This is a genomic window from Micromonospora sp. BQ32, assembly GCF_059358895.1.
The window spans coordinates 12,800-39,311 of the sequence record NZ_JCADBI010000029.1 but is presented as its reverse complement, the minus strand read 5'-3'; the positions used below and the strand labels follow the sequence as shown (position 1 = coordinate 39,311).

The window sequence follows — 26,512 nt, the reverse complement described above, 5'->3', positions numbered from 1 at the left end:
AAATTATGCAATAGAACGCATGGCCATGCAAGCTGATGCGGTCTACTCGCCGCCGAACGGCGGATCGTCGCGGCCCAGCTCCCAGAACGCCACCGCCGCGGCGGCGGCGACGTTCAACGAGTCGACGCCGCGCCGCATCGGAAGGACCACCCGCACGTCGCTGGCAGCCTGGGCCGCCGCGGTGAGGCCGGGCCCCTCCGCTCCGAGCAGCAGCGCCGCCCGCTCGCGCTGCGCCGGGGTCAACCGCTGGATGGGTACGGCGTCCGGCGCGGGCGTCATGGCGAGCACCGTGAAGCCGGCCTCCCGCACCTGGTCCAAACCCTCGGGCCAGCGGTCGAGCTTCGCGTACGGCATGGCGAATACCTCACCCATGCTGACCCGGACACTGCGCCGGTACAGCGGGTCGGCGCAGGACGGCGACAGCAGCACCGCGTCGATGCCGAGCGCGGCGGCACCCCGGAAGACCGCGCCGAGGTTGGTGTGGTTGTTCACGCCCTCCAGGAGCACGACCCGGCGCGCGGCGGCGAGCACCTCGGCCGCCGTCGGCAGCGGCCGGCGGTGGAACGACGCCAGCACCCCCCGGTGTACGTGGAAGCCGGCGGCCCGTTGCAGCACGTCCTGCGTCGCGGCGTAGACCGGCGCGTCGCCGGTGTCGAGGTCGGCGAGCTGGTCGACCCGCTTGGCGTCGACCAGGTACGACCGGGCCGGGTAGCCCGCGCGCAGCGCCCGGCGCAGCACCAGCTCCCCCTCGGCGATGAACAGGCCGTGCGGCGGCTCCCAGCGGGTGCGCAGCTCGACGTCGGTGAGCGCCCGGTAGTCGGCGATCCGGTCGTCGTCGGGGTCGGTGATCTGGTGGACAGGCACCCGACGATTCTGCCGGACGCGGAGGATCCCGCTCCGACGCCCGCCTGGTGAGGCGTTTTGTCCGAAGAAGAAGGGGAATGACCGGCGCGCATCGGACTCGACGGGAAGGACCAGCCAGGTGAGCGCAGACGACACCACGCCGGGCGAAGCGGGCACTCTGCCCCGGCGTCCGACCGTCGCGGACCACATCGTGTCGCGCCTGTTCAGCTGGGGCGTGCACCGCTACTTCGGCTATCCCGGCGACGGCATCAACGGCCTCACCTCCGCGCTGCAACGCACCAACGGGCGGGCTCAGTTCGTCCAGGTCCGCCACGAGGAGACCGCCGGCTTCGCCGCCTCCGCGCACGTCAAGTACGGCGGCGGCCCGCTGGGCTGCGCGCTGGTCACCAGCGGGCCGGGCGCCATCCACCTGCTCAACGGCCTGTACGACGCGAAGCTCGACCACCAGCCGGTGATCGCCCTGGTCGGGCACACCGCGACCACCGCCGAGGGCGGCGGGTACTACCAGGAGGTCGACCTGCTCGCCCTCTACAAGGACGTGGCCGCGGCGTTCCTGGCCCAGCTCGACCACCCGGCGCAGGTACGCCACCTGGTCGACCGGGCGTGCCGGACGGCGCTGGCCCGGCGTACCGTCACCGCCCTTGTCCTGCCCCTGGACCTCCAGGACGAGCCGGCCGTCCCGAACCCGCCGCACGCGCACGGCTACTACCAGACCAGCAACGCGCCGAGCAGCACGCCGACGGTGCCGCCGGAGGCGGACGTACGCCGGGCGGCCGAGGTGCTGCGCGGCGGGCAGCGGGTGGCCATGCTGGTCGGCCAGGGCGCCCTCGGCGCGCGCGACGAGGTCCGCGAGATCGCTGATCGACTCGGGGCCGGCGTGGCCACCGCGCTGCTCGGCTTCACCGCCGTCGACCACCGCGAGCCGTGGGTGACCGGCGCGATCGGGCTGCTCGGCACCCGACCGAGCTGGCAGCTGATGAGCGGCTGCGACCGGCTGCTGATCGTGGGCAGCAACATGCCGTACTCGGAGTTCTACCCGCCGCCCGGGCAGGCCCGCGCGGTGCAGATCGACCTGGACGGCACCCAGCTCGGGCTGCGGTACCCGACCGAGGTGAACCTGACCGGCGACGCCCGCCCCACGCTGCGGGCGCTGCTGAACGAGCTGGGCCCCGGCCCCGGGCCGAGCGCCTGGCGGGCGGAGATCACCGAGGCCACCTCGGCCTGGCGCCGGGTGCAACACGACCTGGCCGAGCAGGTCGCCGACCCGGTCAACCCGCAGTTGCTCTTCCACACCCTGAACGAACGGCTACCCGACGACGTGCTGCTCGCGGTCGACTGCGGCACCACCACCGCCTGGTACGCCCGACACATCCAGGTACGCCCCGGGATGCTGGCCAGCCTCTCCGGCACGCTGCTGTCCATGGGTGGCGCCATGCCGTACGCGCTGAGCGCCAAGTTCGCCCACCCGGACCGGCCGCTGGTCGCGTTGATCGGCGACGGCGCCATGCAGATGAACGGCGTCAACGAGCTGATCACCGTGGCGAAGTACTGGCGCAGCTGGGCCGACCCCCGCTTCGTGGTGCTGGTGCTCAACAACCGGGATCTGGCGTTCGTCAGCTGGGAACAGCGCTCCACCGAGGGGACGCCGATGTTCCCGGACAGCCAGCAGTTGCCGGACATCGCCTACCATCAGTGGGCGGAGGTGCTCGGCCTGCACGGCGAGTTGATCGACTCGCCGGATCAGGTGCGGGACGTCTGGGACCGGGCGCTCACCGCCGACCGACCGGTGGTGATCAACGCTCTGGTCGACCCGGCCGAGCTGATGCTGCCACCACACTTCACCGTCGAACAGGCCCGCAAGACCGCGGCGGCGGTGCTGCGCGGCGACACCGACTGGGCCGGAATCATCCGCCGCGGCCTCCCCGCCACCCTGGCCAGTTACCGCCCCCGCCGCCGAGACCGCTGAAACTGTCAGCCTCGGCGGTCTAGCCAGCGTTGGAGGGCGGAGCGGGGGTCCTCGGTGGTGCGGTCCTGCTGGCGGTCCGGGACCGCTGGGCGCTCCACCGGGCGGTGCGGGTCGCCGGCCAGCTCGTGGCTCGGTGCGACGAACGCCTTCTCCGGCTGGCCCTTCACGGCGGTGGCGATGACCCGGGCGACCGCGTCGATCACCTTGCTCTGCACCGCCGACCCCACCGAGTCGGCCGGGTCGTCCGGGTTGGCGGCGATACCGGCCACCGCGACCTGCGGGGTGAAGCCGACGAACGTCTCGGTGGAGTTCTGCTCCGAGCTACCCGTCTTACCCGCCACCGGTCGGCCGTCGAGGATGTCGTTCACACCGGTGGCGGTGCCCCCGTTGCACTGCCCGAACGTTGACTGCTGACCCACCGGGCAGCGCGCCGCGTCGGTGGCGGCACGAGCGACATCGGCGTCGAGCACCCGCTTGCAGGAGGGCTGCCCGACCGGCACCTTCGTGCCGTCCGCGGCGGTCACCGAGACCACCGGCACCGGCGTGCAGTAGGTGCCCTCGGCGGCCACCGTGGCGTACGCGTTGGCCAGGTCCAGCGGGGTGGTGGCAGCCACACCGAGGGTGAACGAACCCCAGTTCGCGGCGTTGTTCTTCGCGAAGGCGGCGTCCGAGTCGGCGCGGAACGTGATGCCGAGCCGCTGCGCCACCTGGACCACCTTGTCCTGGCCGACCTGCTCGGCCAGCCAGACGAAGTAGGTGTTCACCGAGCGGCCGAAGCCGTCCCACATCATCCGGTACCCGTCCATCCAGTCCGGGTTGGCGTTCGCCGGGCACCAGCGGCCGTCACAGCTGCCCGGTCCTTCGGCGGCGTACCGGGTGGGCAGCTTGGCGGGCGCGTCGAAACCGGTGGAGAGGGTACGGCCCGACTCCAGCGCGGCGAGCATGGTGAACAGCTTGAACGTCGAACCCGCCTGGTACCCGTCGACGCTGGCTCCGCCCGAGATCAACGGGTTGACGGTGTTCGGGTAGTTCGCCTGCCCGGCCGGGTTGTCGGCGAGGCTGTAGTGCCGGTTGACCGCCATCGCCAGCACCCGCCCGGTGCCGGGCTGGACCGCCGCGATCGGCAGGGCCCGCTTGTTGTCGTAGGAGTAGACCTTGGTGGCCTGCTGCTGAGCGGTGGCCTGGATCTTCGGGTCCAGCGAGGTGACCACGGTGTAGCCGCCCGAGCGCAGCGCCTGCTCGCGCTCCGCGACCGTGGCCCCGAAGGCCGGTTGGGTCAGCCACCACTGGCGCAGGTAGTCGCAGAAGTAGCCCCAGTCGTCGTGGCCCTGGGAGACGGCGGTGCAGCCGTTGGGCTGGGCGGTGGGGTGCAGGGCCAACGGCTCTGCCTTGGCCTGGGCGGCCTGCGCGGCGGTGATCGCGTTGGTGGCGACCATCGAGTCCAGCACGTACGACCGGCGCGCCAGCGCCTGGTCCTTGTCGCCGTTGATCGGGCTGTACGCGTCCGGAGACTGCACCAGACCGGCCAGCAGCGCCGACTCGCTGAGGGTCAACTGCGCCGGAGGCTTGCCGAAGTACCGCTGGCTGGCCGCCGCTATCCCGTACGCGCCGGAGCCGAAGTAGGCGATGTTCAGGTACCGGTCGAGGATCTCGTCCTTGCCGAGGCTCTTGTCCAGCGCGCTCGCGTACCGGATCTCCTGGATCTTGCGCCCGACCGTGGGGTCGGTCGCGGCGGCGCGCTCCTCGGCGGTGCGGGTGGGGTCGGTCTTGAGCACGTTACGGACGTACTGCATGGTCAGCGTCGAGCCGCCCTGCTCGGTGCCGCCGCCCTTGACGTTGGCCACCAGTGCCCGGGCCAGGCCGCGCAGGTCCGCGCCACCGTGGTCGTAGAAACGCCGGTCCTCGGCCGCCACGATCGCCTGCCGCATCACCGGGGCGATCTCCGACAGGGGGACGTCGGTGCGGTTCACGTCGTAGAACGTGGTGATCAGCGTCTTGCCGTCGTTGGCGTAGAGGTACGAACGCTGCGGCGTGGCCGGGGTCTTCAACGACGCCGGCAACGCGGCGTACGAACCCAGCGCGGCGCGGGCGGTGAGCCCGAGCAGCAGGTTGCCCGGCAGCGCGGCGACTGCCAGGACAAGCCCGGCCAACACGCCGGCGAGCAGCACGGTGAACAGCCGCGACAGCGGCGAGCGGGGGGCGGCCATGCTCCCCAGGATTGCCATGAAAGCCGCCAACCGACCACCCCCGCTCCCCAATTGTCAGCAACTTCACCCCTACCCACCAGCCAACTCCCACCCCGCGCCCCGTCCCCGCTCCCCCGACCCGCCGGACCCCCGTTGATCATGAAGTTATTGCCACGACACGCAGAGGCCGAGCGCAATAACTTCATGATCAACGGGCGAGAGGCGGGGTCGGGGACGGTGGGTGGGTGGGTGGGTGGGGTGGGTTAGGGGTTGGGGTTACTGAGGCTGGCGGTGGCGGCGTCTCTGGCGGTTTCGCGGGGCATCAGGCGGCCGGAGCGGTAGCCGATGCCGATGCCGGCGATCAGTACGAAGATCGCGCCGAACGTCTGCAACGAGCCGATCAGGGCGCCGCCGAGGCCGAGCAGCGGCGCGGCGATGATCAGCATGACGCCGTCGCCGAGGCTGAAGGTGCCCGAGCGGGCCACCGCCCACCCGGTGAGGAACCAGCCCGCGCTGTAGAACGTCGCGCCGAGCAGGACCAGCGACCGCGCGGTGGCGCCGAAGACCGGCGTCTGCTCTTCGAACCCGGCGAACGGCAGCATGAGCACGGTGCCGGCGATGCTGACCAGCAGCCCGGCGGCCGCCACCCGGCGGCTGCGGGTAGCGGCCAGCAGCCCGGTGAGGGCCAGCAGCGCGAGCAGGCCGAGCCAGACCGCGGCCACCCAACCGATCAGGTAGACCGCCCGGCCGTCGGCCGGATAGGGGTCGTTGCCCACCCCTCCGTCGCTGGCCATCGCCACCGCGCCGTAGAGGATGGCGTACGCGGGCAGCAGCCAGACCGCCGCCCGCGCGAACCGACGTACCGACCAGGCCCAACTGGCGTTCGTGGCGGGGGCACCCGGGGTCGGCTCGCCGACGAATGGCAGTACGCCGAACCCGCCTCCGCTGCGCCGGGAGCCCAGTGGGGCGACCGGGTCGTGTGCGCCGGGCACCGGGGCAGAGGACCACATCCGATTCGCCGGATCCTTCATGCGTCACCTCGCTCGCCGACGAGCGGTGCGGGACGCGCCGGGGCGCCCCGATTGCCTGGTCACCACCCGTCCTAGGACCGATCGTGGCAGGCGTCGGAGCGCCCCATGAGTCTTTCTCGTATTAAGGGAGTGGGTCAGCGCCCCTGGCCGGCCTGCGGCTCGACCGACGCTCTGACCCACGCCCTACCCGGCCAGGTGGCCGGCGTCCGGAATCAGCCGCGCTCGCGCTGGTCGGCCGGATCCTCGACGAGGCTGGCCGGCGACACCGGTTCCGGCGCGGGCAGCCCCTGCGGGCCCTTGCCGCCGGTGGCCTGCGCCTCGGCGACGCGTACCTCGTCATGGATCTGCTGAGCGGCGTCCGCCGCGGCCTGCGCCGCCTCGGCGGCCTCACGCTCGACCTGGCTCGCCTGGTCCGCGGCCTCCGGTGCGGGCAGGTCCCCCACCATCTGGCTCAGCCCACCGAGCGCGCCACCCATTCCCTCCAGGGCCTTGGTCAGCTCGGCCGGGACGATCCAGACCTTGTTGGCGCTGCCCTGGGCGATCTGCGGCAGAGCCTGCAGGTACTGGTAGGCGAGCACCTTCTGGCTCGGGTTGGCCTGGTGGATCGCGTCGAAGACCGTCCGGATCGCCTTCGCCTGACCCTCGGCCTGCAGGATCCGGGCCTGCCGGTCACCGTCGGCCCGCAGCACCGCCGACTGCTTGTCACCCTCCGCGGTGAGGATCACCGACTGCTTGTGCCCCTCGGCGGTCAGGATCGCGGCACGGCGGTCCCGCTCGGCGCGCATCTGCTTCTCCATCGAGTCGCGGATGCTGGCCGGCGGCTCGATCGCCTTGATCTCGACCCGGGTCACCTTGATGCCCCAGCGGCCGGTGGTCTCGTCCAGCACACCCGAGAGGTGCCGGTTGATCTCGTCCCGGCTGGTCAGCGCCCGCTCCAGATCGAGCGAACCGATCACGTTACGCAACGTGGTGACGGTCAACTGCTCGATGGCCTGGAGGAAGCTGCTGATCTCGTAGGTCGCCCGGACCGAGTCGACCACCTTGAAGTAGAGAACCGTGTCGATCGAGACCACCAGGTTGTCCGAGGTGATCACCGGCTGCGGCGGGAAGCTGACCACCTGCTCGCGCATGTCGACCTTGGTACGGACCGCGTCGATGAACGGCACCAACAGGTTGAGGCCGGGGCTGAGGGTGCGCTTGTACTTGCCGAGCCGTTCCACCACGTCCTGGCGTTGCTGCGGCACGATCCGCACCGCCTTGGCCAGCGTAATCACGGCGATCAACGCCACCGCGATCACCACCACCCCGATTAAGGTCATCCCGTTCACCCTCTCGATTCCGGCAGCTCGCCGGCGGAAGAAACATCGTCCTGCCACACCAGGGCGGTCGCGCCCCGGACCTTTATCACCCGAACCCGTTGACCAGGTTCGTAGACCTGTGTCGTGTCGTACGACCGGGCGCTCCACAACTCACCGTCGATCTTGACGAGACCCTGCTCGGCGTCCACCCGTTCCAGCACCAGCGCCGTGGAGCCCTCGATCGCCTCCACGCCGAACGGCTGCTCGCCGCTCTCCAGCGCCGAGCGGCTGTGCCGCCGGATGACCGGTCGGACCAGCACCAGGCTCAACGCCGACACCACCGCGAAGACCAGCGCCTGCACGGCGACCGGCGCGCCCAGGGCGGCCGCACCGGCGGCGGCGAACGCACCGGCCCCGAACATGATCAGAAATAGCGTCGTCGTGAAAATCTCGGCGACGGCCAGCAGCACACCCAAAACGATCCACACCACGGCGTCCACCCCCCGATCGTGACACGCAAATGCACGCGCGACCTCTCCGCGAAGATCAGTAGGCTCGGCGAGGCCCGTTCCGGCCCGCCAAACCACCACGAAACGGCGGCCCGACCCGAGGAGATCCCGTTGACCCTGCTCCCTGAGACCGCCCGACAGATCGACACCCGGGTCGCCCAGGCACAGGCCGACGGTCGCACCCCGTCGCTGGTGCTGGGCGTGGTCCGCGACGGCACGCTGGTCCACCTGGCCGTCGCCGGCGAGCAACCCCGCCCGGACATCGACCTGCAGTACCGGTTGGGCTCGATCAGCAAGACGATGACCGCCACCCTGATCATGCAGTTGCGGGATGCCGGCCGGCTGGCCCTGGACGACCAGCTGGAGCAGCACCTGCCGGGCACCGGTGTGGGCGTGCTCACCCTGCGCCAACTGCTCGGCCACGCCAGCGGCATCCAACGCGAACCCGAGGGCGACTGGTGGGAGCGCGCGGCGGGCGTCGACCTGGCCACCCTGCTCGCCGGGGTCAGCGCCGACAAGATCGCTTACCCGCCGCACGCCACGTACCACTACTCCAACCTGGCGTACGGGCTGCTCGGCGGGTTGCTCGAACGACTCACCGGGAAGCCCTGGGCCGACCTGCTCGACGAACGGATCCTCACCCCGCTGGGAATGCGCCGCACCACGTACGCGGCAACCGAGCCGTACGCCCGCGGCTACGTCGTCCACCCCTGGCACGGCACGCTGCGCGAGGAACCCCGTACCGACACCGGCGCGATGGCCCCCGCCGGGCAGCTCTGGTCGACGATCGAGGACCTGGGCCGCTGGGCCGCCTACCTCGCCGAACCCGACGCGTCGGTGCTGGCCGCCGGGACGCTGACCGAGATGTGCGCACCCGTGGTGATCAGCGACGACTCCTGGACCGGCGGGCACGGCCTGGGGCTGGAGCTCTACCGGAACGGCGAGCGGGTGTACGTCGGGCACGGCGGCTCGATGCCCGGGTACGTGGCCGCCCTCGTGGTGCACCGGCCCACCCGTACGGCCGTGGTCGGCTTCGCCAACTCGTACGGCTTCCCGATCACCGGGCTCGGCCGCCAACTGCTGACCACCGTGCTGGACGCCGAGCCGGCGTTCCCGCAGCCGTGGCGACCGGCCACCGCCGCGCCTGCGGCGGAGCTGACCGAGCTGACCGGCCGCTGGTGGTGGATGGGCACCCCGCTGGACCTGAGCTGGGACGCGGGTGACCTGGTGGCCCACGTACGCGGTGAGCGGGTGAGCCGGTTCACGGCCGAGGGGACGGACCGTTGGCGGGGACGCTCCGGCCCGGAGAACGGCGAGATCCTGTCGGTGCGGCGCGACGACAGCGGACGGGCGGCGGCGGTCGACATCGCCACGTTCGTCTTCACGCGCAGCCCCGACGAAATCCCCTGACCGGCTGCCGGAAGGACGGGGCGGTCAGGCTGGCTCGGTGACGAAGTCGATGAGGCGTTCCATGGCGTTGATCAGGGGTGTCTCCACGTCGGCGAAGCTGTTCACCCGGGACAGGATGTGCCGCCACATGTCGGCCGGCTCGGCCACCCCGAGGGCCGCGCAGACCCCCTCCTTCCACGGTCGCCCCGGCGGCACCACCGGCCACGCGGCGATACCCAGCGCCGCCGGCTTGACCGCCTGCCACACGTCCACGTAGGGGTGCCCGGTCACCAGCACGTACGGCGAGTTCACCCGGGCCACGATCCGGCTCTCCTTGCTGCCCGGCACCAGGTGGTCGACGAGGACGCCGAGCCGTCGGGTCGGGCCGGGGCCGAAGTCGCGTACTTCGGCGTCAAGGGCGTCGATGCCGTCCAACGGCTCCACGACCACGCCCTCGATGCGCAGGTCGTCACCCCAGATCCGCTCGACCAGGGCGGCGTCGTGGATGCCCTCCACCCAGATCCGGCTGGCCTTGGCCACCTGGGCGCGGACGTTGTCCACGGCGACCGAACCGGACGCGGTCCGCCGACGAGCCGTAGGCACCGCTGCCCGGGTCGGGCGGCGCAGCGTGACCGGGCTGCCGTCGAGCAGGAACGCCGCCGGCAGCAGCGGGAAGTTGCGCCGTTTACCGTGCCGGTCCTCCAGCACCACCGCACCGGCCTCGAAGCCCACCACCGCTCCGCAGAACCCGGAGTCGGCATCCTCCACCACGAGATCCGGTTCGGCGTCCACCTCGGGGGTGACCTTCCGCCGCCGCCAGTCGCCCGCCAACACGTCCTCGCCGTATCGCCCCGCCATGTCGATCACGCTAAACCCAGCCCGCGCCCACCCCGGCTACCGACACACCGCCCCGCCCTCTGACCGCCGACCACACACCCGCTCCAGCGGGCGTGGATTGGGGCGAACAGGGCAGTTGGGGGCAGGCCGGGCGACCGGAGCGGCAGCCGAGACAGGGCCGGTCGTGACCACGTACCCTTTCGGCATGTCCACCCCCGCAACGGGCGCGGCCACACTCGCGCCGCGCCGGTCGAGCCGGTTCGTTGCCTGGGTGCGCGCGTGGCGCGCCGGGTTGGTGCCGTACGACGAGGTCGCCGACGCCATCGCCGGCAACGAGGAACATCTCGTCGCGGACGCCCCGGGCACCTGGACCGACGTCCCGCTGGGCGCCGCGCTGCCCACCCTGGCCAAGCTCTCCCCGGACGAGATCCGCCTGGTGCTGCCCGCGCCGGGCGACCCCCGGGGTCTGCCCGGCCCCGGCGACTTCGCCGGCGCGGCGCTGGTCACGGGTGAGGCGGTGGTCGCCGGCGGGCTCGGGTTGATCCCGGAGGTGCGCTCGCACACCTCCGGCTCAGGGGACTGTTTCGAGACGGTGCTGTGGCGGGTGTACCCGTTGCCGGCCAACGCCCCCGCCGCGTCGCTCTCGTTGCCTGGCGCCGCCGAGGCGGAGGCCGAGCTGGCCGCCGCGCTGGCCGAGACGACCGCCGCGCTGACCCGCCTCGACGTGGCCCAGTGGCGGCCCGAGCTGGCGGGTGCGCTGGCCGCGTTGCGCCGCCCCGACGGCGCCACCGACCTGCCACCGGGCTTCGACCCGCGGGCCCGCCGGCTCTTCGCCCGGGCCGCGGTGCTCGACCGGGTGCTCGCGCTGGCCGGGCACTCCGCGCCCGGCGGGGCGATGAACAATTACGAGGCGCAGCAACGGGACGCGGCACTTCGTCCGCTCACCGCAGCGTGCCGGCAGGCTCTGGTGGCCGCCTGCAACGCCCCGCTGCGCCCCTGACCTGACCGGAGCCGACCATGATCGGCACTGGGTCCTTCTGATATTCGCCGCCGCCGAGATGATGTTCTTCGTGTGGATGGTCATGGTGGTACGCCAGCAGCACCGGCGCATGGCGACAGCCCGCCGAGGCCGGCCGGTCAGACCTCGTCGAGCAGGTCCGCGACCGAGTTGACGATCCGGGACGGGCGGTACGGGTAACGCTCCGCCTCGGTGCGGCTGCTGATCCCGGTGAGCACCAGGATGGTCTCCAACCCGGCCTCCAGACCGCACAGGATGTCGGTGTCCATCCGGTCGCCGATCATCGCGGTGCTCTCCGAGTGCGCGTTGATGGTGTTGAGCGCCGAGCGCATCATCATCGGGTTGGGCTTGCCGACGAAGTACGGCTCGACCCCGGTCGCCTTGGAGATCATGGCGGCCACCGAGCCGGCGGCGGGTAGCGCGCCCTCCACGGACGGGCCGGTCACGTCGGGGTTGGTGCAGATGAACCGGGCGCCGTCGTTGATCAGGCGGACGGCCTTGGTGATCGCCTCGAAGCTGTAGGTGCGGGTTTCGCCGAGCACCACGTAGTCGGGGGCGAAGTCGGTCAGCACGTAGCCGACCGCGTGCAGCGCCGTGGTCAGCCCGGCCTCACCGATGACGTACGCGGTGCCACCCGGCCGCTGGTCGGCGAGGAACTGACCGGTGGCCAGGGCCGAGGACCAGATCGACTCCTCCGGCACGTCCAGCCCCATCCGGCTGAGCCGGGCCGTCAGGTCCCGCGGGGTGTAGATCGAGTTGTTGGTCAACACCAGGAACGGCTTGCCGGAGGCGCGCATCCGGTTGATGAACTCCGGCGCGCCGGGCACCGGCTGGCCCTCGTGCACCAGCACGCCGTCCATGTCGGTCAGCCAACTCTGCACGGGCTTGCGGTCATGCATGATGATCCTCAGAGGTCAGGGGCGACGGGTCGGCACACAACAGACGGTGGGGCAGCTGTCCCACATGGGCAGCTCGCCCAGGCGGCGGCGCAACTGCGCGCCGTCCGGGTCGGTCCGCTCGGTGACCAGCTCACGCACCATGGTCACGAAGCGCGGGTCGGTGCCCGGCGTGCCGGCCCGGACGAAGTCCAGGCCGAGCTGCTTCGCCGTCTCCAGCGCTTCGGTGTCCAGGTCCCACACGACCTCCAGGTGATCGGAGACGAACCCGATCGGGCTGACCACCACAGCGGTGGTGCCGCCCTGCGCGAGGGTGGCCAGGTGGTCGTTGATGTCCGGCTCCAGCCACGGCATCTGCGGCGGGCCGGAGCGGCTCTGCCAGACCAGGTCGTACGCCAGGTCGGGTGCGGCGGCCGCGGCGACGAGCCGGGCGGTCTCGTGCAGCTGCGCCTCGTACCGGCCGCCGTGTGGGCCGGCGTTGGCTGCCATCGAGCTGGGGATGGAGTGGGCGGTGAAGACCAGCCGGGTGGTGTCCCGCTTCGCCGGGTCGAGCTGGCCCAGCGCCGCCCGGACCGCATCGACGTGCGGCTCGACGAAGCCGGGGTGGTCCCAGAACTGGCGCAGCTTCTCGATCACCGGGGCGTCCGGGCCGACAGCGGCACGGGCGGCGGCGATGTCCTCCTGGTACTGCCGGCAGGACGAGTAGCCGCCGTACGCGCTGGTGACGAAGGCCAGCGCCCGGGTGACCCCGTCGTCGCGCATCTGGGTCACGGTGTCGGCGAGCATCGGGTCCCAGTTGCGGTTGCCCCAGTAGATGGGCAGGTCGAGACCGTGCGCGGCGAAGTCGGCGCGGACCGCGGCCAGCAGGTCCCGGCACTGCTGGTTGATCGGGGACACCCCCCCGAAGTGCTGGTAGTGCTCGGCGACCTCGGCCAGCCGCTCGGGCGGCACACCCCGGCCCCGGGTCACGTTCTGCAGGAACGGCATCACGTCCTCGGGCCGCTCGGGCCCGCCGAAGGACACCAGGACCACCGCGTCGTACGACATGGGGTCATTCTCGCCCCTCGGCCGGGACGTCCCGGCGACGCCCCCTGGTCCGGCCGCGTAGATCATGCGAACGACGACCAGGGGGCGTCACGGTGCGGCGTCAGGAACCGATGGCGTGGTAGCCGCCGTCGACGTGGACGATCTCGCCGGTGGTGGCCGGGAACCAGTCGGAGAGCAGCGCCAGGCAGGCCCGCGCGGCGGGCTCCTGGTCGGTGAGGCTCCAACCCAGCGGGGCCCGCTCGGCCCAGGCGTCCTCGAACTGGTCGAAGCCGGGGATCGACTTCGCGGCGATGGTGCGCAGCGGCCCGGCGGCCACCAGGTTGCTGCGGATGCCCTGCTTGCCCAGGTGCAGCGCCAGGTAGCGGGACGCGGACTCCAGGCCGGCCTTGGCCACGCCCATCCAGTCGTAAACCGGCCACGCCTTCGTCGCGTCGAAGGTCAGGCCGACCACCGCGCCACCGGGCGACATCAGCGGCAGCGCCGCCATGGCCAGCGACTTGTACGAGAAGGTGGAGACGTGCAGAGCGGTCGCCACGTCCTCCCAGGGCGCGTCGAGGAAGCCGCCACCCAGGCAGCTCTGCGGGGCGAAGCCGATCGAGTGCACCACACCGTCGAGGCCGTCGACGTGCTCGCGTACCCGGTCGGCGAGGCCGGCCAGGTGCTCGGTGTTGGTGACGTCCACCTCGATGACCGGCGCCGGCTCGGGCAGCCGCTTGGCGATCCGCTCGACCAGGGAGAGCCGGCCGTAGCCGGTGAGCACGACCTGCGCGCCATTTTCCTGAGCGAGCTTCGCCACCGAGAAGGCGATCGAGGCGTCGGTGATGACACCGGTGACGAGCAGTCGCTTACCGGCGAGCAGTCCGGACATCGCAGATTTCCTCCGTAGTCAAAAGGGTTAGTGGCCCATGCCGAGGCCGCCGTCGACCGGGATGACGGCGCCGGAGACGTACCCGGCGCTGTCGGAGGCCAGCCAGGTGACCACGGCGGCGACCTCTTCCGGGCTGCCCATCCGGCCGGCCGGGATGGACTTGAGGAGCTCCGCCTTGCGGTCTTCGGTGAGGCCGGCGGTCATGGCGGTGTCGATGAAGCCGGGCGCCACCACGTTCGCGGTGATGTTGCGGCTGCCCAGCTCCCGGGTGATGGAGCGGGCGACGCCGACGAGGCCGGCCTTGCTGGCGGCGTAGTTGACCTGCCCGGCGCCGCCGGCGAGGCCGACCACCGAGGAGATGAAGATCATGCGGCCCCACTTGGCGCGGAGCATCTTCCCGGAGGCCCGCTTCGCGACCCGGAACGCACCGGTGAGGTTGGTGTTCACCACGTCGGTGAACTGCTCCTCGGACATCCGCAGCAGCAGCGTGTCGGCGGTCATGCCGGCGTTGGCGACCAACACCTCGACCGGACCCAGCTCGGCCTCGACGGCGGTGAACGCGGCGTCGATCGAGGCCGCGTCGGTGACGTCGGCGCGGACGCCGAACAGCCCGTCAGGCGCGTCCCCGCTGCGGTGGGTGACCGCCACCCGGTCGCCTTGCTTGGCGAATGCCTGCGCGATGGCCAGGCCGATTCCCCGGTTGCCCCCGGTCACCAGCACGGTACGGGCCACTGTTCCCCCTTGCGAATCGTCAGCACGGACGCGTCGGAGCCTAGGCGTTACCGGTAGGTAAGCGCTAACGGGAGTCGCGTCACACTGGGGTACGACAGCGGGATCAACCCCTGGTGGCACGCCCCGCGACGGGGTCGGCCCGTAGCCTCCGGGTGGTGAATCGGCATCCGGTCGCCGTGGCCCGGCGGGCCCTGCGACAGACCCTGCTGGGCCCGGACGCCCGGCCCGAACGGCCGTTGCTGGCCCGTTGGCCCGGGCCGGCCCGCTACGCCGCCCCGGTCGGGCTGCTCGCCGTCCTCGGCCTCTTCCTGATCACGCTGACCGTGGAGACCGAGTGGGGCCTGCCGATGCCGGTCGCGGTGCTGTTCGCCGCGATGACCGTGGCGCCGTTGCTGGCGCTGCCCCGGCGTCCGCTGCTGGCCTGGCGGCTGACGGTGCTGGCCCTGCTGATCTGCACGTTCAACGCGCCAGCCGACCAGGCCTGGCCGTGGACCCCACCGCTGGCGCTCGGGTCGATCGCGGTGCTGGCGGTGGTCGTCGCGCGGGTCGACCGACCGGTGTTGGCCTGGGTGGTGACGATCAGCACGGTGCCGGTGCTCATCTTCGTCCACCCCGAGAACCTGGTCGCCGTCCTGCTGCTGCTCGGCGCGTTGGCGATCGTCGGCGACCTGATCCGACGCGACCGGTTGTCCCGGCGCGCGCTGGCCGCGCAGACCGAGCTGAGCGAACGGGAGCAGGAGCGCCGCGCGGTGCTGGAGGAACGCACCCGGATCGCCCGGGAGCTGCACGACGTGGTGGCCCACCACATGTCGCTGATCGCGGTGCAGGCGGAGACCGCCCCGTACCGGCTGACGGACGTGCCGGCCCCGGCGGCCGAGGAGTTCGTCGCCATCGCCGCGTCGGCCCGCGACGCGCTGACCGACATGCGGCGGCTGCTGGGAGTGCTGCGCAGCGACACGACCGGGCCGCAGACCGCGCCGCAGCCCGACCTGACCGACCTGGGCGCGATGGTGGACGCGGCGCGCCGGGTCGGGCTGCCGGTGACCCTGGACGCCGAGCCGGTGGACGACGACCGGGTGCCCGCGCCGGTCGGGCTGGCCGCGTACCGCATCGTGCAGGAGGGGCTGGCCAATGCGGCCCGCCACGCGGCCGGCGCCGCGGTGCGGGTCACCGTCCGCGCCGGTCCGTCCGGTCTGGGGGTACGCGTACAGAACGCGCCACCCGCCGAGGCGGGCTCCCGGCTGGACGAGGCGGGCTCCGGGCACGGGCTGACCGGCATGCGGGAACGGGCCACCTCGCTGGGCGGTACGTTCACCGCCGGGCCGCTGCCCGACGGGGGTTACGCGGTGACGGCCGAGTTGCCGTACGACGCGGAGGGCGGGGGCCGATGATCCGGGTACTGATCGCCGACGACCAGGCGATGGTCCGGCAGGGTTTCGGCGCGCTGCTCGCCGCCCAACCGGATCTGCTGGTGGTGGGTGACGCCGCCGACGGGGCGCAGGCCGTGGCCGCCGCCCGCCACCTCGACCCGGACGTGGTGCTGATGGACGTGCGGATGCCGGTCATGGACGGGCTGGAGGCCACCCGCAAGCTGCTCGGTGACCGGTCGGCGCAGCGACCCCGGGTGCTCATCCTCACCACCTTCGACCTGGACGACTACGTGTACGAGGCGCTGCGCGCCGGAGCCAGCGGGTTCCTGCTCAAGGACGCCCCGGCAGCCGATCTGGTGCACGCGGTGCGGGTGGTCGCGGCCGGCGACGCGCTGCTCGCCCCGGCGGTCACCCGCCGGCTGATCGCCGAGTTCGCGGCCCGTCCGGACCGCCGTCGCCCGCGCCCCACCGACCTGGCCGGGCTCACTCCCCGCGAGACCGAGGTGCTGCGGTTGATCGCCCGGGGCCGCAACAACGCGGAGATCGCGGGTGACCTGGTGGTGGCCGAGCAGACCGTGAAGACCCACGTCGGGCGGATCCTGGCCAAGCTGGGTCTGCGCGACCGCGCCCAGGCCGTGGTGCTGGCGTACGAGACGGGTCTGGTGGCGGCCGGCGAGTAGCCCCGGGGAGCCAGCCCGGGAACGGCTCCGCGGGGCGACGACCCGGCCCCGCCCCTGGGCGCACTCTCCCTCCGGACGACATTCCGGAGGGAGAACGTGATGCGACGACGAGGTGCCAGCCGGGTGGCGGTGGCCGCGCTGCTCGGCGTGAACCTGGTCCTGCCGACCCGACCCGAGCCGGCCACGGCGGCGGGGTTCGTCGAGGCGTACCCCGTGATGGCGGCGGCGATGCGCGCGGCCGGCCCCCCGTACGCGGACTGGGCGGCCGACGGACGCCGGTTCCTGCTGTTCGACGGGCGCGGTGACGGCCGCGCGGTCGAGGTGCTCGGCGACCTCGCCGACGCGGACCGGATCGCGGTGCTGGTGCCGGGGGTCGGCAGCACCCTCGCCGACTTCGACCGGGGGTTGGGCGGGGTGGCCCGGCGGGCGCCGGCCGTGCAGGCCGGGCTGCTCTACCGGGAGCTGCGGGCGACCGACCCGGCGGCGCGGGTAGCGGTGCTGGCCTGGCTCGGCTACGACCCGCCCGACGGGGTGTTGACCGCCGCCGGTGGCGTCAGCGCCCGGCGCGGCGCGGCCGGGCTGACCACGCTGCTGCGGGAGTTGGCCGGGCGGCGGCCGGCGGCGACGATCACGCTGGTCGGGCACAGCTACGGGGCGCTGGTGGTGTCGCTGGCCGCGGCGGACGCCCCGACCCAGGTCACCGACGTGGTCAGCCTCGGCGGTGTCGGCGCCGGGGTGCAGCGCGCCGACGACCTGCCCGGCGGGCGGCGGTTCTGGGCGGCCGAGGCGCCGACCGACTGGATCCGTCGGGTCCCGCCGGTGCGGCTGCCCGGCCTGGGCTTCGGCCGCCGACCCGGCGACCCGGCGTTCGGCGCCGAACCCCTGCCGGTGGGTGGGGTGGCGGGGCACGACGGCTACCTCGCGCCGGGCAGCGCCGCGCTGGTCGCGGTGGCGGCGGTCGTGCTGGGCGGCGGCGACACCGACCGGATCGGGGACGCCCGGTGAGCCGGGACCGGGCCGTCGACGCGCTGCGGGCGTACGCCATCGGCGGGGTGGTGTTGGGACACTGGCTGGTCACCGGGTTGGTGCTGACCGGCGACGGCGGGCTGCACCAGGCCAGTCCGCTGACCGCGCTGCCCGACCTGGCCCCGATGACCTGGGTGTTGCAGACACTCGGGTTGTTCTTCTTCACCGCCGGGTTCGGCTCGACCCGGTCGCTGGCCCGCCACCCGGGCGGTGCGGGCGGTTGGCTGGCCGGTCGGCTGCGTCGGCTGCTGCTGCCCGCGGTGGCGCTGCTCGGCGTGGGGGCCGCGGTACTGCTCGCCGCCACCGTCGTCGGCACCTCGGACGACACCCTTGCCGTCGCGCTGCGGCTCGCGGTCAGCCCGCTGTGGTTCCTGTTACCGCTGGTGTTCCTGGTCGCGGTGACCGGCCCGCTGCGTGCCGCCGTACGCCGCTGGGGGATGGTGCGGTGCGGGGCGCCGGCGGTGGCCGTGGTGGCCGCGGCGGACCTGGCCGTCCGGCTGCTGCCGGCCGGCGCCGACCTGCCCCCGGTCACCGTGCTGGCGGCCTGGTCGGTGCCGTACCTGCTGGGCGTGGCGCACGCCGACGGGCGGCTGACCGGCCGGCGGGCGGGCGGCACGTTGGCGGCCGGTGGGGCGGTCGCGCTGGCGGCGCTGCTGGCGCTGGGCTACCCGGTGAGCGCGGTCGGCGTGCCCGGGGCCGGGGTGTCCAACCTGAACCCGCCGTCGCTGCTGGTCGTCGCGCTGGCGGTCACCCAGGTCGGGCTGGGGTTGCTCGCCCGGCCGGCGCTGCAACGGCTGCTGACCCGGCCGCTGCCGGCGCGCGGGGTGACTGAGGTGAACCGGCTCGCGGTCCGGATCTACCTGTGGCACCAGCCGGTACTGGTGGCGGTGACCGCGCTCACCGCCCGCAGCGGCCTGGCCCTGCCCGGTCTGCACACCGCCCCGGACGACCCGGGCTGGGTGCTGGCGCGCTGCTGCTGGCTGCCGCTGCTCGCCGTGGTGCTGGTCATGGTGGTGCGGGCGGGTCAGCCGACATCGCTCCGCCGCGGAGGCGTACGCGCTGGTGGTGACCGGCGTCGCCAGCCGGGCGGTGGAGGGGCCGCCGGCCGGTCGGCCGAGTGCGTTCCGTCGGCACCGCAGGTGTACGATCATCGACGTTCCGGCCCGCCCGACTTGCAGGAGGTGATCGCTGTGCGAGATAGCGATCCTCCCAGTCGTGGCCGGGCCGATGGTCAGTCCCGCTGAGCCACGACTCAGTCTGGTGAGCTGACCCCGCTCCGCTCCCCGCCACCTTGGCAGCTGCCGAGGTGAGTGTGCCGCGCCGCCCGATCCCGGGCGGTCGCCGGGAGCCGCCCGGTCACGACTTCGTGTGCGCGTCCCCACCCCCTGCGGTCCGCCCCCGCACGCGGACCGTCCAGCCGCCACCCGGAGCCGTCCATGAGCCGCTACGTCGCCCCGCTGGGCTTCACCCTCGCCGCCGTCTGGGTGGCCATCGTCTTCGTGCTCGCCGGCGGCGGTCACTGACCGCCGCCGGCGCACCGGCTACAGCATCCGGGACGACCAGAGCAGGCTGAACGCGCCCGCGCAGAGCGCCAACAGCAACGCCACCCCGGCGTACCACTGGGTCACCTCACGCGGCTCGGTGCGGAACCCGATCGAGCTGCCCATGTCCTGGTAGACCTGCTTCAGCTCACTCACCGAGGCCGCCTCGTAGTAGTAACCCTCGGTGGTCTCGGCCAGCTCGGCGAGGGCCAACCGGTCCACCGGCACCCGCTGCAGCTGCCCGCCGATGTCGACCTGGCCGGTGTCGGTGCCGAAGGCGATGGTGGAGACCGGAACGTTGGCGGCCTGCGCGGCCGCCGCCGCCTCCTCCACCGCCCGACCGGAGGTCCGGAAACCGTCGGAGAGCAGCACGATCCGCGCCGGCGGAATGCCCGCCGCGCCGTCGGCCGGCACCGACCGGATCGCCTCCAGGCAGGTGAACACCGCCTCGCCGGTCGCGGTCGCCTCGGCCAGCACCAGCCCGTCGATGGCGCTGGTCACCGCGTCCCGGTCCTTACCCGGCGGCACCAGCACGTTGGCCGCCTTGGCGAACGACACGAGGCCCAGGTTGTAGCTCTCCGGCAGCTCACTGACGAACTGCTTGGCCGCCTCCTGGGCCGCCTCCAACCGGTTCGGCGCCACGTCGTCGGCCTGCATCGACAACGACACGTCGATGGCGAGCATCACGGTGGCCCGCTCCAGCGGCTCCTTGGTGTCCACCGCGGGGCGGGCCAGCGCGGTGGCCAGCACCAGCAGACAGAGCAGGAACGCGGTCGCCGGGACGTGCCGACGCCAGCCCAGGCCCTTCGGCGCCACCGTACGCAGCAGGTCCACATTGGTGAACCGCATCGCGTACGCCCGGCGGTGCAGCTGCCGCCAGACGTAGAACGCGGCGAGGGCGAACACCGGCAGCACAGCCAGCAGCCACCACGGTTGCAGAAAACGGATCATCGTGTCGTCCCCCGGGTACGCGCGTGCCGCTGCGCGGCCACGAATCGCACCATGTCCAGCAGCCAGTCTCGGTCGGTACGCAGACGCAGGTGGGCCGCGCCGGCGCCGCGCAGGGCGGCGGCGATCGCGGCCCGTTGGGCGGTGGCGGCGTCGGCGTAGCGCTGCCGCAGCCGCGGGTCGGCGGTCTGCACCTCGTGCAGCTCGCCGCTCTCCGGGTCGACCACCGGCAACACGCCCACGTCGGGCAGCTCCAGCTCGCGCGGGTCGACCACCTCGATCGCCAGCACGTCGTGGCGGACGCGCAGCTTACGCATCGGCCGCGCCCACTGCTCGGCCGGCGCGAGGAAGTCCGAGACCACCACGGCCACCCCGCGCCGGCGGGGCGGACGGTTGAGCATCTCGATGAGGGCGCCCAGATCACCCCGGCCGGGCTGGATGGCGGTGCCGGCGACGGCGCGCAGCAGGCCCTGCGCCTCCTTGCGGCCGGAGCGGGCCGGCAGCCGGGTGAGCACCCCGGGCCCGGCCGGCGCTGCTCCGCCGCGCCAGCGTCGGGCCGGCGCGGACACCCCGCCACCGGTGCCGATCACGGCGCCGATCCGGTTACCCCCGCGCACGGTCAGGTGGGTGATGGCCGCCGCGGCGGCCACCACGACCTCCCGCTTGAGCCATTGCCCGGTGCCGAAGTCCAGGCTGGCGGAGAGGTCCAGCGCGAGCCAGGTCTCCAACTCCCGGTCGGCGACCGTACGCCGCACGTGCGGTGTGGTGGTCCGCGCCGTGACCGGCCAGTCCATCCGGCGCACGTCGTCGCCGGGGCGGTACTCCCGGGACTCTCCCGCCTCGCTGCCCGGGCCGGGCAGCAGGCCGGCGTAGTCGCCCTGGAGCAGACCGTCGAGCTTGCGGGTGACGAGCAACTGCAATCGGGACAGCACGGCCTCACTGCGGTCGGGGGCCGGACGAGGGGTGGGTGAGGTCACGGCCGCTGCCCGGGCCAGCCAGCGCCCGGCGGCGGCGCGATCGACGGCGGGGTGGCCTGCTGCCGGGGAGCGACCGCCGGGAGCGGGATCGTCGACATCACCCGCTGCACGATGTGGTCGGCGGGCACGTCGTCGGCGAGCGCGTCGTAGCTGAGCACCAACCGGTGCCGCAGGATGTCCGGCGCGATGTCCTGCACGTCCTGCGGCAGCGCGTAGTCACGCCCGCGCAGCAGCGCCAGCGCGCGGGTCGCCCGGACCAGACCCAGCGAGGCGCGTGGGCTGGCACCGTACTGGATCAGTTGCGCGACGTCGGGCATGCCGTGCTCGGCCGGGGCGCGGGTGGCCAGCACCAACCGGACCGCGTAGTCGACCAGGGCGTTGTGGACGAAGACCTGGTCGGCCTTGCGTTGCAGGGCGATCAGCTCCGGGGTGTCGAACACCGCGGTCGGCTCGGGTGCGGCCACACCCATCCGGTAGACGATCTCCCGTTCCTCCGCGTCGGTCGGGTAGCCCACCACGATCTTCATGAGGAACCGGTCCCGCTGCGCCTCCGGCAGCGGGTAGACGCCCTCCTGCTCGATCGGGTTCTGGGTGGCCATCACCAGGAACGGGTCGGGCACCCGGTGGCTCTCCCCGCCGATGGACACCTGCCGCTCGCTCATCACCTCCAGCAGCGCGGACTGCACCTTCGCCGGAGCGCGGTTGATCTCGTCGGCGAGCAGGAAGTTGACGAAGACCGGGCCCAACTCGACGTCGAACTTCTCGCTGGACTGCCGGTAGATCCGGGTGCCCATGATGTCGGCCGGCACCAGGTCCGGGGTGAACTGCACCCGGGCGAAGGACCCGCCGACGACCTTGGCGAGGGTCTCCACCGCCAGGGTCTTGGCCACCCCGGGCACGCCTTCGAGCAGGCAGTGACCGCGGGCGAGCAGCGCGACGAACATCCGCTCCACCATCCGGTCCTGCCCGACGATCACGCGTTTGATCTCGAACAGACCCTTCTCCAGCAGGGTGGCGTCCTGCGCCGGTGTGGTCACCGGCGCGGGTGCCGCTCCGTTCGGCGTCGGGGCGTCGGGCATGGTCGGCTGGGCCACCGGTCCTCCACAGCGTTGTCGGTCGTCGCGGCTCGTGCGGTATCAAGACTCGCACGCCTTGCTGAGTGTCGAGGTGGGGAGAAGCCGATTTTGACCGCGCCGTCCCCAGCAGCCGAATCGCGCATCTTGGGTGTGCGCGGACCGGCCCGCCGCGTGTACGATTCATCCCGTCGCCGGGCGGCTCCCCCCGTGGTCGCCCGGCGCTCAACCTCTCCGTCCCGCCGCCCTAGACTGGCCGGGATGAGCATCCCCTCCCCTGCCGACGAGGCCCTGGTCTGTTCGGCCCGCGGCTGCCGGTCCGCCGCGATCTGGGCGCTGGAGTGGAACAACCCCCGTCTGCATGACGCCGATCGGCGCAAGACCTGGTTGGCCTGCGCGGAGCACCGGGGCAGCCTCGGTGACTTCCTGGACGCCCGAGGCTTCCTGCGTGCCATCACTCCGGTGCCCGGATCGCCTACGCTCGACCTGTGAGCGGCGACCCTCCGGCTTCCCCCGGCCCCACCTCCCCGTCCTGGCCGCCCACCCCGGCCACCGCACCACCCGGCGTCGAGCCGCCGCCCGGCGCGTTCCCCGCACCGGGCACGCTCGGTCCGGAGCCCGCCGCGCCGGATGTCTCGACGCCCGCCCCGCTACCACCGGGCGCGCTGCCACCCGGTCACCGGCCGACACCCGCCGCCGACCAGCGCGCGCCCGACCTGCCGGCCCCCGGTCTCCTGCCGCCCGACCCTGTCCCGCCCGGCGCCCTGTTGACGGCCGCACCGGGTGGACGGGGCCCGCTGGAGCCCTGGCCGGACACGGTCAACTGGCAGCCGATCTCCACCGACCTGATCTGGGTGGAGCTGATCCGGCTGGCGGTGGTGGTCGCCATCGGGCTGGCGGTGACGGCGGTCGGCTGGGCGCTCAGCGGCCACTGGCTGTTCGGGCTCGCCGTCGCCGTCGTGCTGGTGCTCGGCGCGTGGCGGGCCGTCGCGATCGTCCGCGCGGTCCGGGCCTGGGGGTACGCCGAGCGGGAGAACGACCTGCTGGTCCGGCACGGGCTGCTGGTCCGCCGGCTCTCCATCGTGCCGTACTCGCGGATGCAGTTCGTCGACGTGAGCGCCGGGCCGTTGGAGCGCGCCTTCGACCTGGCCACCGTGCAGTTGCACACCGCCGCGGCGGCGAGCGACGCCCGGGTGCCCGGGCTGCGTCCGGCGGAGGCGTCCCGGCTGCGCGATCGACTCACCGCGCTCGGCGAGGACCGGGCGGAGGGGCTGTGAGCACCCGCGAAGGCAACCGCCGGCCCCGCCGAGGGCCGCTCCGATGAGCGACGGGCCCGCCGAGCCGAGCACCGTGCCACCCACCGGTTCGACGCCATCGGGGCCGGTGCTGCCCGCTGACACGGCACCGGGTGGCGCGCCACTCGCTGGTGCGGCGCCGCCTGGGCCGGTGCCGCCGGGAGCGCCCGCGCCGTGGCCGCCACCACCGGGCGGTGCCGAGAGCGAGCCCCGGCAGCGACTGCACCCGCTCAGCCCGGTGCTGCACGGCGCCAAGTCCCTGGTCGTGGTGATCGCCGGGCTGTCCTGGTCGACGCTGTCCCGGGTGGGCTTCGGCTGGTTCGCCGCCATGGTGGCGGTGCTGGCGCTCGGCGCCACCGTGCTGTCGGTGATCAGCTGGTACAACACCGGCTACCACGTCGTCGGCCGGGAACTACGGGTGTACGAGGGGCTGCTCTGGCGGCGTATCCGGGCCATCCCGTTGGAACGGTTGCAGGCCGTGGAGGTGGTTCGGCCGCTGCTCGCCCAGCTCACCGGTCTGGCCGAGCTGCGGCTGGAGGTGGTCGGCGGGGGCAAGACCGAGGCGCCACTGGCGTACCTCGGGGTGGCCGACGCGGCTCTGCTGCGCGAGCGTCTGCTGGCGCTGGCCGGGCGGGTGGCGCAGCTACCCGCGCCCGATGACGCGGCGGCTTCGGTGGTCCCGGGCGCGCCAGCGCCACCGGCGGCCGCGCCGGGCCGGCCACTGCACGCGGTACGCAACCAGAACCTGCTGATCAGCCAGCTGCTCACCCCGCAGGCGTTCCTGCTCCCGTTCGGTGTGGCCTTCGTCGTGGTGCAGTTCCTCACCGCCGGCTCGTGGTCGTTCGTCGCGGTGGCGAGCACCCTGACCGCGATGGCGGGTGTGCTGCTGCAACCGATCCGCCGGGTCCTCGACGACTGGAACTTCCGGTTGGCCCGCGACGGCGGCACGCTGCGGGTGCACAACGGCCTGCTGGAGACGCGGGCGCAGACCGTGCCGCTGGAGCGGGTGCAAACCGTGCGGGCCACCTGGCCGCTGCTCTGGAGGATGAAGGGCTGGCTGCGGCTGCGGCTGGAGGTGGCCGGTTACTCCGTCGCGGAGGCCGACGACCGCAACCGGCCCGATCGGCTGCTGCCGGTCGGCGACCTGCCGACGGCCACGATGATCGTCGCCGAGGTGCTCCCCGGGGTACGCCTCGACGCGCTCACGCTGAGCCCACCGCCGCGCCGGACCCGTTGGCTGCACCCACTGGGCCGTGCCGCGTTCGGCGCGGGGCTGTTCGAGCAGGTCTTCGCCACCCGGTCCGGGCGGCTCACCCGGCAGCTGGTGATCGTGCCGTACGCCCGGGTCCAGAGCGTGCGAGTGGTTCAGGGGCCCCTCCAGCGCCGGCTGGGGTTGGCCTCCGTACACGCGGACACCGCGGGCGGTTCCGGCGCCACCGCCCAGGACCGCGACCTGGCAGATGCCTGGGCCCTGGCCGCCGAGCTGACCACAAGAGCCCACCAGGCGCGCACCCAACCCTGACCTGCCCCGCCAGTGTGAGCACCGGTTGGGCGTACTGACCATCCCGCCACGCCACCCCGTCACATCGTTGCTATATATATCGCCGTGCGATATATATAGGTCATGGAAATCAGTGAGCAGACGTTCCTGATCCTCTCCGCCCTCGCCGACCAACCCCGCCACGGCTACGCCCTGGTGACAGAGGTCGACGAGATGACCGACGGCAGGATCCGGTTACGCGCCGGCACCCTCTACGGGGCCCTCGACCGCCTCGTCACCCAGGGGCTCATCGCCCCCGACCACGACGAGGTGGAGAAGGGCCGGCTGCGCCGTTTCTACAAACTGACCGACGCGGGGGCGGACGCCATCCGCGCTGAGAGCCGGCGGATGGCCACCGCGGTCCGGCTCGCCGAGGAGCGCCTCGACAAGCGTGCCGCCCGCAACGCCCCACGCCTCGGGACCGTCGGATGAGCCCGGACATGAGCCCTCTGGAACGACGATATCGGCGGCTGCTGCGCCTGCTGCCGGCCACGCACCGCACCGCCCGCGGCGAGGAACTGCTCGGACTGCTGCTCGATCTCGACCACGGCCGCCGACACCCCAGCCGGCACGAGACACTGAACATCATCGCCCTGGCGATCCGGCTGCGACTCACCACGCCCGTCACGACCACGGCCCTGACCACCGGGCTCACCGCCCTGCTCGTCGCCGCCGGCACCCAGCCCGCCGGTCACACCCTGGACCTGTTCACCGGCGCCGTCCTCGCCACCGACATGTCGCCCATCATCGCCAGCTGGCCGCAGATGGTAGCTCTCGGCCTGCTGCCCCTCGCACCGCTGATCGCCTGGCTGTGCGGCGCGCCCCGGACCGCCCTGACCCTGCAAGCGATATTCCTGACGGTCACCATAGGTTGGTCCGTCATCGACGTGCTCAACGGCGCCGGCCTGGGAATCAACCCCGGCCAACAACTCTTCGCGTACGCCCCACCGATCCTGACCCTCGTCCTGCTCGCGATCGCCGCCCGCGAGCGGTGGACCGTGCCCCGGCCGCGCCTGTTCTGGTGGGCCCTCGTCCCGCTCGGGATCCTCGCCTGGAAAGGCACCGGAGAGTGGGGGCGCCACGGCGTCTACGTTCCCGACGCCGTGCCGACGGTCATCGGGATCCTCACCGCCGCCACCGTCGCTGTCGGAGCCGCCTTCGCAGTCCGCCGCCACCGGCCCGCCGTCATCATCGGCATCGGACTCACCGGCTTCATCGCCGGATGGCTCGTCCCCGACCCGCTGCTCTCCAACACGGCGATGCGGCACTTCGACGGTCAGCCGTTACCACTGGCGATCCTCATCACGGTGATCGCCGCCACCATGGCCGGCATCAATCACCTCGCCCGTCGCCTCAAGCCCGAGGTGCGGTCGCTACCACCCGATGAACCCGTGATGCGCTGAACACCAGCTTCGGGTCGG

At 72.9% G+C, this 26,512-nt stretch carries 25 protein-coding genes; 12 read left to right on the top strand and 13 right to left on the bottom strand.

What is annotated here, in order from left to right; translation table 11 throughout:
* Window positions 1-42 precede the first annotated feature (42 nt).
* Window positions 43-891: a TrmH family RNA methyltransferase gene (locus tag AC5L30_RS31960; RefSeq protein WP_494871928.1), complete on the bottom strand. Its 849-nt coding sequence runs from the start codon at window positions 889-891 to the stop codon at window positions 43-45.
* Window positions 892-982: 91 nt separating this feature from the next.
* Here AC5L30_RS31960 and AC5L30_RS31955 point away from each other — a divergent pair, with 91 nt between their 5' ends.
* The gene (locus AC5L30_RS31955; RefSeq protein ID WP_494871911.1) at window positions 983-2,830 is read left to right on the top strand and encodes a thiamine pyrophosphate-requiring protein; all 1,848 of its coding nucleotides are present in this window, start codon (window positions 983-985) and stop codon (window positions 2,828-2,830) included.
* 5 nt (window positions 2,831-2,835) lie between these two features.
* Here the strand turns inward: AC5L30_RS31955 and AC5L30_RS31950 are convergent, their stop codons facing one another.
* The 4 genes from AC5L30_RS31950 to AC5L30_RS31935 all read right to left on the bottom strand — a co-directional run bounded on the left by AC5L30_RS31950 (window position 2,836) and on the right by AC5L30_RS31935 (window position 7,845).
* Window positions 2,836-5,037: a transglycosylase domain-containing protein gene (locus AC5L30_RS31950; RefSeq protein ID WP_494871910.1), complete on the bottom strand. Its 2,202-nt coding sequence runs from the start codon at window positions 5,035-5,037 to the stop codon at window positions 2,836-2,838.
* Window positions 5,038-5,279: 242 nt separating this feature from the next.
* Complete coding sequence (locus AC5L30_RS31945; RefSeq protein WP_494871908.1) at window positions 5,280-6,047, bottom strand: hypothetical protein; 768 nt, start codon at window positions 6,045-6,047, stop codon at window positions 5,280-5,282.
* Between the two features lie 212 nt (window positions 6,048-6,259).
* Entirely contained in the window at window positions 6,260-7,366 is a 1,107-nt protein-coding gene (locus tag AC5L30_RS31940; RefSeq protein WP_494871906.1) for an SPFH domain-containing protein, read from the bottom strand.
* Between the two features lie 5 nt (window positions 7,367-7,371).
* Window positions 7,372-7,845: an NfeD family protein gene (locus AC5L30_RS31935; RefSeq protein ID WP_494871905.1), complete on the bottom strand. Its 474-nt coding sequence runs from the start codon at window positions 7,843-7,845 to the stop codon at window positions 7,372-7,374.
* Between the two features lie 120 nt (window positions 7,846-7,965).
* Between AC5L30_RS31935 and AC5L30_RS31930 the strand changes: the two genes are divergently transcribed.
* The gene (locus AC5L30_RS31930; RefSeq protein WP_494871903.1) at window positions 7,966-9,264 is read left to right on the top strand and encodes a serine hydrolase domain-containing protein; all 1,299 of its coding nucleotides are present in this window, start codon (window positions 7,966-7,968) and stop codon (window positions 9,262-9,264) included.
* Window positions 9,265-9,288: 24 nt separating this feature from the next.
* On the opposite strand, the gene AC5L30_RS31925 is transcribed toward AC5L30_RS31930, so the two are convergent.
* Window positions 9,289-10,101 carry a DUF3097 domain-containing protein gene (locus tag AC5L30_RS31925; protein WP_494871902.1) on the bottom strand — a complete coding sequence of 271 codons (813 nt, stop codon included), beginning with the start codon at window positions 10,099-10,101 and terminating at the stop codon, window positions 9,289-9,291.
* 184 nt (window positions 10,102-10,285) lie between these two features.
* Between AC5L30_RS31925 and AC5L30_RS31920 the strand changes: the two genes are divergently transcribed.
* The gene (locus AC5L30_RS31920) at window positions 10,286-11,080 is read left to right on the top strand and encodes an Rv1486c family protein (RefSeq protein WP_494871900.1); all 795 of its coding nucleotides are present in this window, start codon (window positions 10,286-10,288) and stop codon (window positions 11,078-11,080) included.
* Between the two features lie 137 nt (window positions 11,081-11,217).
* On the opposite strand, the gene AC5L30_RS31915 is transcribed toward AC5L30_RS31920, so the two are convergent.
* From AC5L30_RS31915 to fabG, 4 genes are all read right to left on the bottom strand, one after another.
* On the bottom strand, window positions 11,218-11,997 hold the full coding sequence (locus AC5L30_RS31915) for an HAD-IIA family hydrolase (protein WP_238657188.1): 780 nt from the start codon (window positions 11,995-11,997) through the stop codon (window positions 11,218-11,220).
* 15 nt (window positions 11,998-12,012) lie between these two features.
* Window positions 12,013-13,041, bottom strand: a complete 1,029-nt coding sequence (locus AC5L30_RS31910; RefSeq protein ID WP_494871897.1) for a ferrochelatase — start codon at window positions 13,039-13,041, stop codon at window positions 12,013-12,015.
* Window positions 13,042-13,141: 100 nt separating this feature from the next.
* Entirely contained in the window at window positions 13,142-13,909 is a 768-nt protein-coding gene (gene fabI / locus AC5L30_RS31905) for an enoyl-ACP reductase FabI (protein ID WP_091403861.1), read from the bottom strand.
* Between the two features lie 27 nt (window positions 13,910-13,936).
* Complete coding sequence (gene fabG / locus AC5L30_RS31900; RefSeq protein ID WP_494871896.1) at window positions 13,937-14,641, bottom strand: 3-oxoacyl-ACP reductase FabG; 705 nt, start codon at window positions 14,639-14,641, stop codon at window positions 13,937-13,939.
* Between the two features lie 155 nt (window positions 14,642-14,796).
* Here fabG and AC5L30_RS31895 point away from each other — a divergent pair, with 155 nt between their 5' ends.
* The 4 genes from AC5L30_RS31895 (at window position 14,797) to AC5L30_RS31880 (ending at window position 18,961) form a co-directional block, all read left to right on the top strand.
* Window positions 14,797-16,032, top strand: a complete 1,236-nt coding sequence (locus AC5L30_RS31895; RefSeq protein WP_494871894.1) for a sensor histidine kinase — start codon at window positions 14,797-14,799, stop codon at window positions 16,030-16,032.
* Window positions 16,029-16,691, top strand: a complete 663-nt coding sequence (locus AC5L30_RS31890; RefSeq protein ID WP_494871892.1) for a response regulator — start codon at window positions 16,029-16,031, stop codon at window positions 16,689-16,691. Before AC5L30_RS31895 ends, AC5L30_RS31890 begins: the two co-directional genes overlap by 4 nt.
* 99 nt (window positions 16,692-16,790) lie before the next feature.
* Window positions 16,791-17,696: an alpha/beta hydrolase gene (locus AC5L30_RS31885; RefSeq protein ID WP_494871891.1), complete on the top strand. Its 906-nt coding sequence runs from the start codon at window positions 16,791-16,793 to the stop codon at window positions 17,694-17,696.
* Complete coding sequence (locus AC5L30_RS31880; protein WP_494871889.1) at window positions 17,693-18,961, top strand: acyltransferase family protein; 1,269 nt, start codon at window positions 17,693-17,695, stop codon at window positions 18,959-18,961. Before AC5L30_RS31885 ends, AC5L30_RS31880 begins: the two co-directional genes overlap by 4 nt.
* 297 nt (window positions 18,962-19,258) lie before the next feature.
* Here the strand turns inward: AC5L30_RS31880 and AC5L30_RS31875 are convergent, their stop codons facing one another.
* The 3 genes from AC5L30_RS31875 to AC5L30_RS31865 are packed head-to-tail and all read right to left on the bottom strand — an operon-like array spanning window position 19,259 to window position 22,277.
* On the bottom strand, window positions 19,259-20,209 hold the full coding sequence (locus tag AC5L30_RS31875; RefSeq protein ID WP_494871887.1) for a VWA domain-containing protein: 951 nt from the start codon (window positions 20,207-20,209) through the stop codon (window positions 19,259-19,261).
* A complete protein-coding gene (locus AC5L30_RS31870) occupies window positions 20,206-21,201 on the bottom strand; it encodes a DUF58 domain-containing protein (RefSeq protein ID WP_494871927.1) in 996 nt (331 codons plus the stop codon). The genes AC5L30_RS31875 and AC5L30_RS31870 overlap by 4 nt, the downstream gene beginning before the upstream one ends.
* Window positions 21,180-22,277 carry an AAA family ATPase gene (locus AC5L30_RS31865; protein ID WP_196924350.1) on the bottom strand — a complete coding sequence of 366 codons (1,098 nt, stop codon included), beginning with the start codon at window positions 22,275-22,277 and terminating at the stop codon, window positions 21,180-21,182. The genes AC5L30_RS31870 and AC5L30_RS31865 overlap by 22 nt, the downstream gene beginning before the upstream one ends.
* Window positions 22,278-22,517: 240 nt before the next feature.
* Here AC5L30_RS31865 and AC5L30_RS31860 point away from each other — a divergent pair, with 240 nt between their 5' ends.
* The 5 genes from AC5L30_RS31860 (at window position 22,518) to AC5L30_RS31840 (ending at window position 26,494) form a co-directional block, all read left to right on the top strand.
* Entirely contained in the window at window positions 22,518-22,748 is a 231-nt protein-coding gene (locus AC5L30_RS31860) for a hypothetical protein (protein WP_494871885.1), read from the top strand.
* 242 nt (window positions 22,749-22,990) lie between these two features.
* Window positions 22,991-23,533, top strand: coding sequence for a PH domain-containing protein (locus AC5L30_RS31855; RefSeq protein WP_494871925.1), 543 nt, complete (start codon window positions 22,991-22,993; stop codon window positions 23,531-23,533).
* 43 nt (window positions 23,534-23,576) lie between these two features.
* Window positions 23,577-25,073, top strand: a complete 1,497-nt coding sequence (locus AC5L30_RS31850; RefSeq protein WP_494871883.1) for a PH domain-containing protein — start codon at window positions 23,577-23,579, stop codon at window positions 25,071-25,073.
* A gap of 102 nt (window positions 25,074-25,175) precedes the next feature.
* On the top strand, window positions 25,176-25,523 hold the full coding sequence (locus AC5L30_RS31845) for a PadR family transcriptional regulator (RefSeq protein WP_494871881.1): 348 nt from the start codon (window positions 25,176-25,178) through the stop codon (window positions 25,521-25,523).
* An 8-nt stretch (window positions 25,524-25,531) separates the two neighbouring features.
* Window positions 25,532-26,494 carry a hypothetical protein gene (locus tag AC5L30_RS31840; protein ID WP_494871879.1) on the top strand — a complete coding sequence of 321 codons (963 nt, stop codon included), beginning with the start codon at window positions 25,532-25,534 and terminating at the stop codon, window positions 26,492-26,494.
* Window positions 26,495-26,512: the final 18 nt, after the last annotated feature.

Coding starts and splice junctions, on each gene's coding strand:
- AC5L30_RS31950 (WP_494871910.1), bottom strand. CDS start 5,037: ATGGCCGCCCCCCGCTCGCCGCTGTCGCGGCTGTTCACCGTGCTGCTC.
- AC5L30_RS31945 (WP_494871908.1), bottom strand. CDS start 6,047: ATGAAGGATCCGGCGAATCGGATGTGGTCCTCTGCCCCGGTGCCCGGC.
- AC5L30_RS31940 (WP_494871906.1), bottom strand. CDS start 7,366: ATGACCTTAATCGGGGTGGTGGTGATCGCGGTGGCGTTGATCGCCGTG.
- AC5L30_RS31925 (WP_494871902.1), bottom strand. CDS start 10,101: ATGGCGGGGCGATACGGCGAGGACGTGTTGGCGGGCGACTGGCGGCGG.
- AC5L30_RS31920 (WP_494871900.1), top strand. CDS start 10,286: ATGTCCACCCCCGCAACGGGCGCGGCCACACTCGCGCCGCGCCGGTCG.
- AC5L30_RS31915 (WP_238657188.1), bottom strand. CDS start 11,997: ATGCATGACCGCAAGCCCGTGCAGAGTTGGCTGACCGACATGGACGGC.
- AC5L30_RS31910 (WP_494871897.1), bottom strand. CDS start 13,041: ATGTCGTACGACGCGGTGGTCCTGGTGTCCTTCGGCGGGCCCGAGCGG.
- fabI (WP_091403861.1), bottom strand. CDS start 13,909: ATGTCCGGACTGCTCGCCGGTAAGCGACTGCTCGTCACCGGTGTCATC.
- AC5L30_RS31890 (WP_494871892.1), top strand. CDS start 16,029: ATGATCCGGGTACTGATCGCCGACGACCAGGCGATGGTCCGGCAGGGT.
- AC5L30_RS31885 (WP_494871891.1), top strand. CDS start 16,791: ATGCGACGACGAGGTGCCAGCCGGGTGGCGGTGGCCGCGCTGCTCGGC.
- AC5L30_RS31875 (WP_494871887.1), bottom strand. CDS start 20,209: ATGATCCGTTTTCTGCAACCGTGGTGGCTGCTGGCTGTGCTGCCGGTG.
- AC5L30_RS31860 (WP_494871885.1), top strand. CDS start 22,518: ATGAGCATCCCCTCCCCTGCCGACGAGGCCCTGGTCTGTTCGGCCCGC.
- AC5L30_RS31850 (WP_494871883.1), top strand. CDS start 23,577: ATGAGCGACGGGCCCGCCGAGCCGAGCACCGTGCCACCCACCGGTTCG.
- AC5L30_RS31845 (WP_494871881.1), top strand. CDS start 25,176: ATGGAAATCAGTGAGCAGACGTTCCTGATCCTCTCCGCCCTCGCCGAC.
- AC5L30_RS31840 (WP_494871879.1), top strand. CDS start 25,532: ATGAGCCCTCTGGAACGACGATATCGGCGGCTGCTGCGCCTGCTGCCG.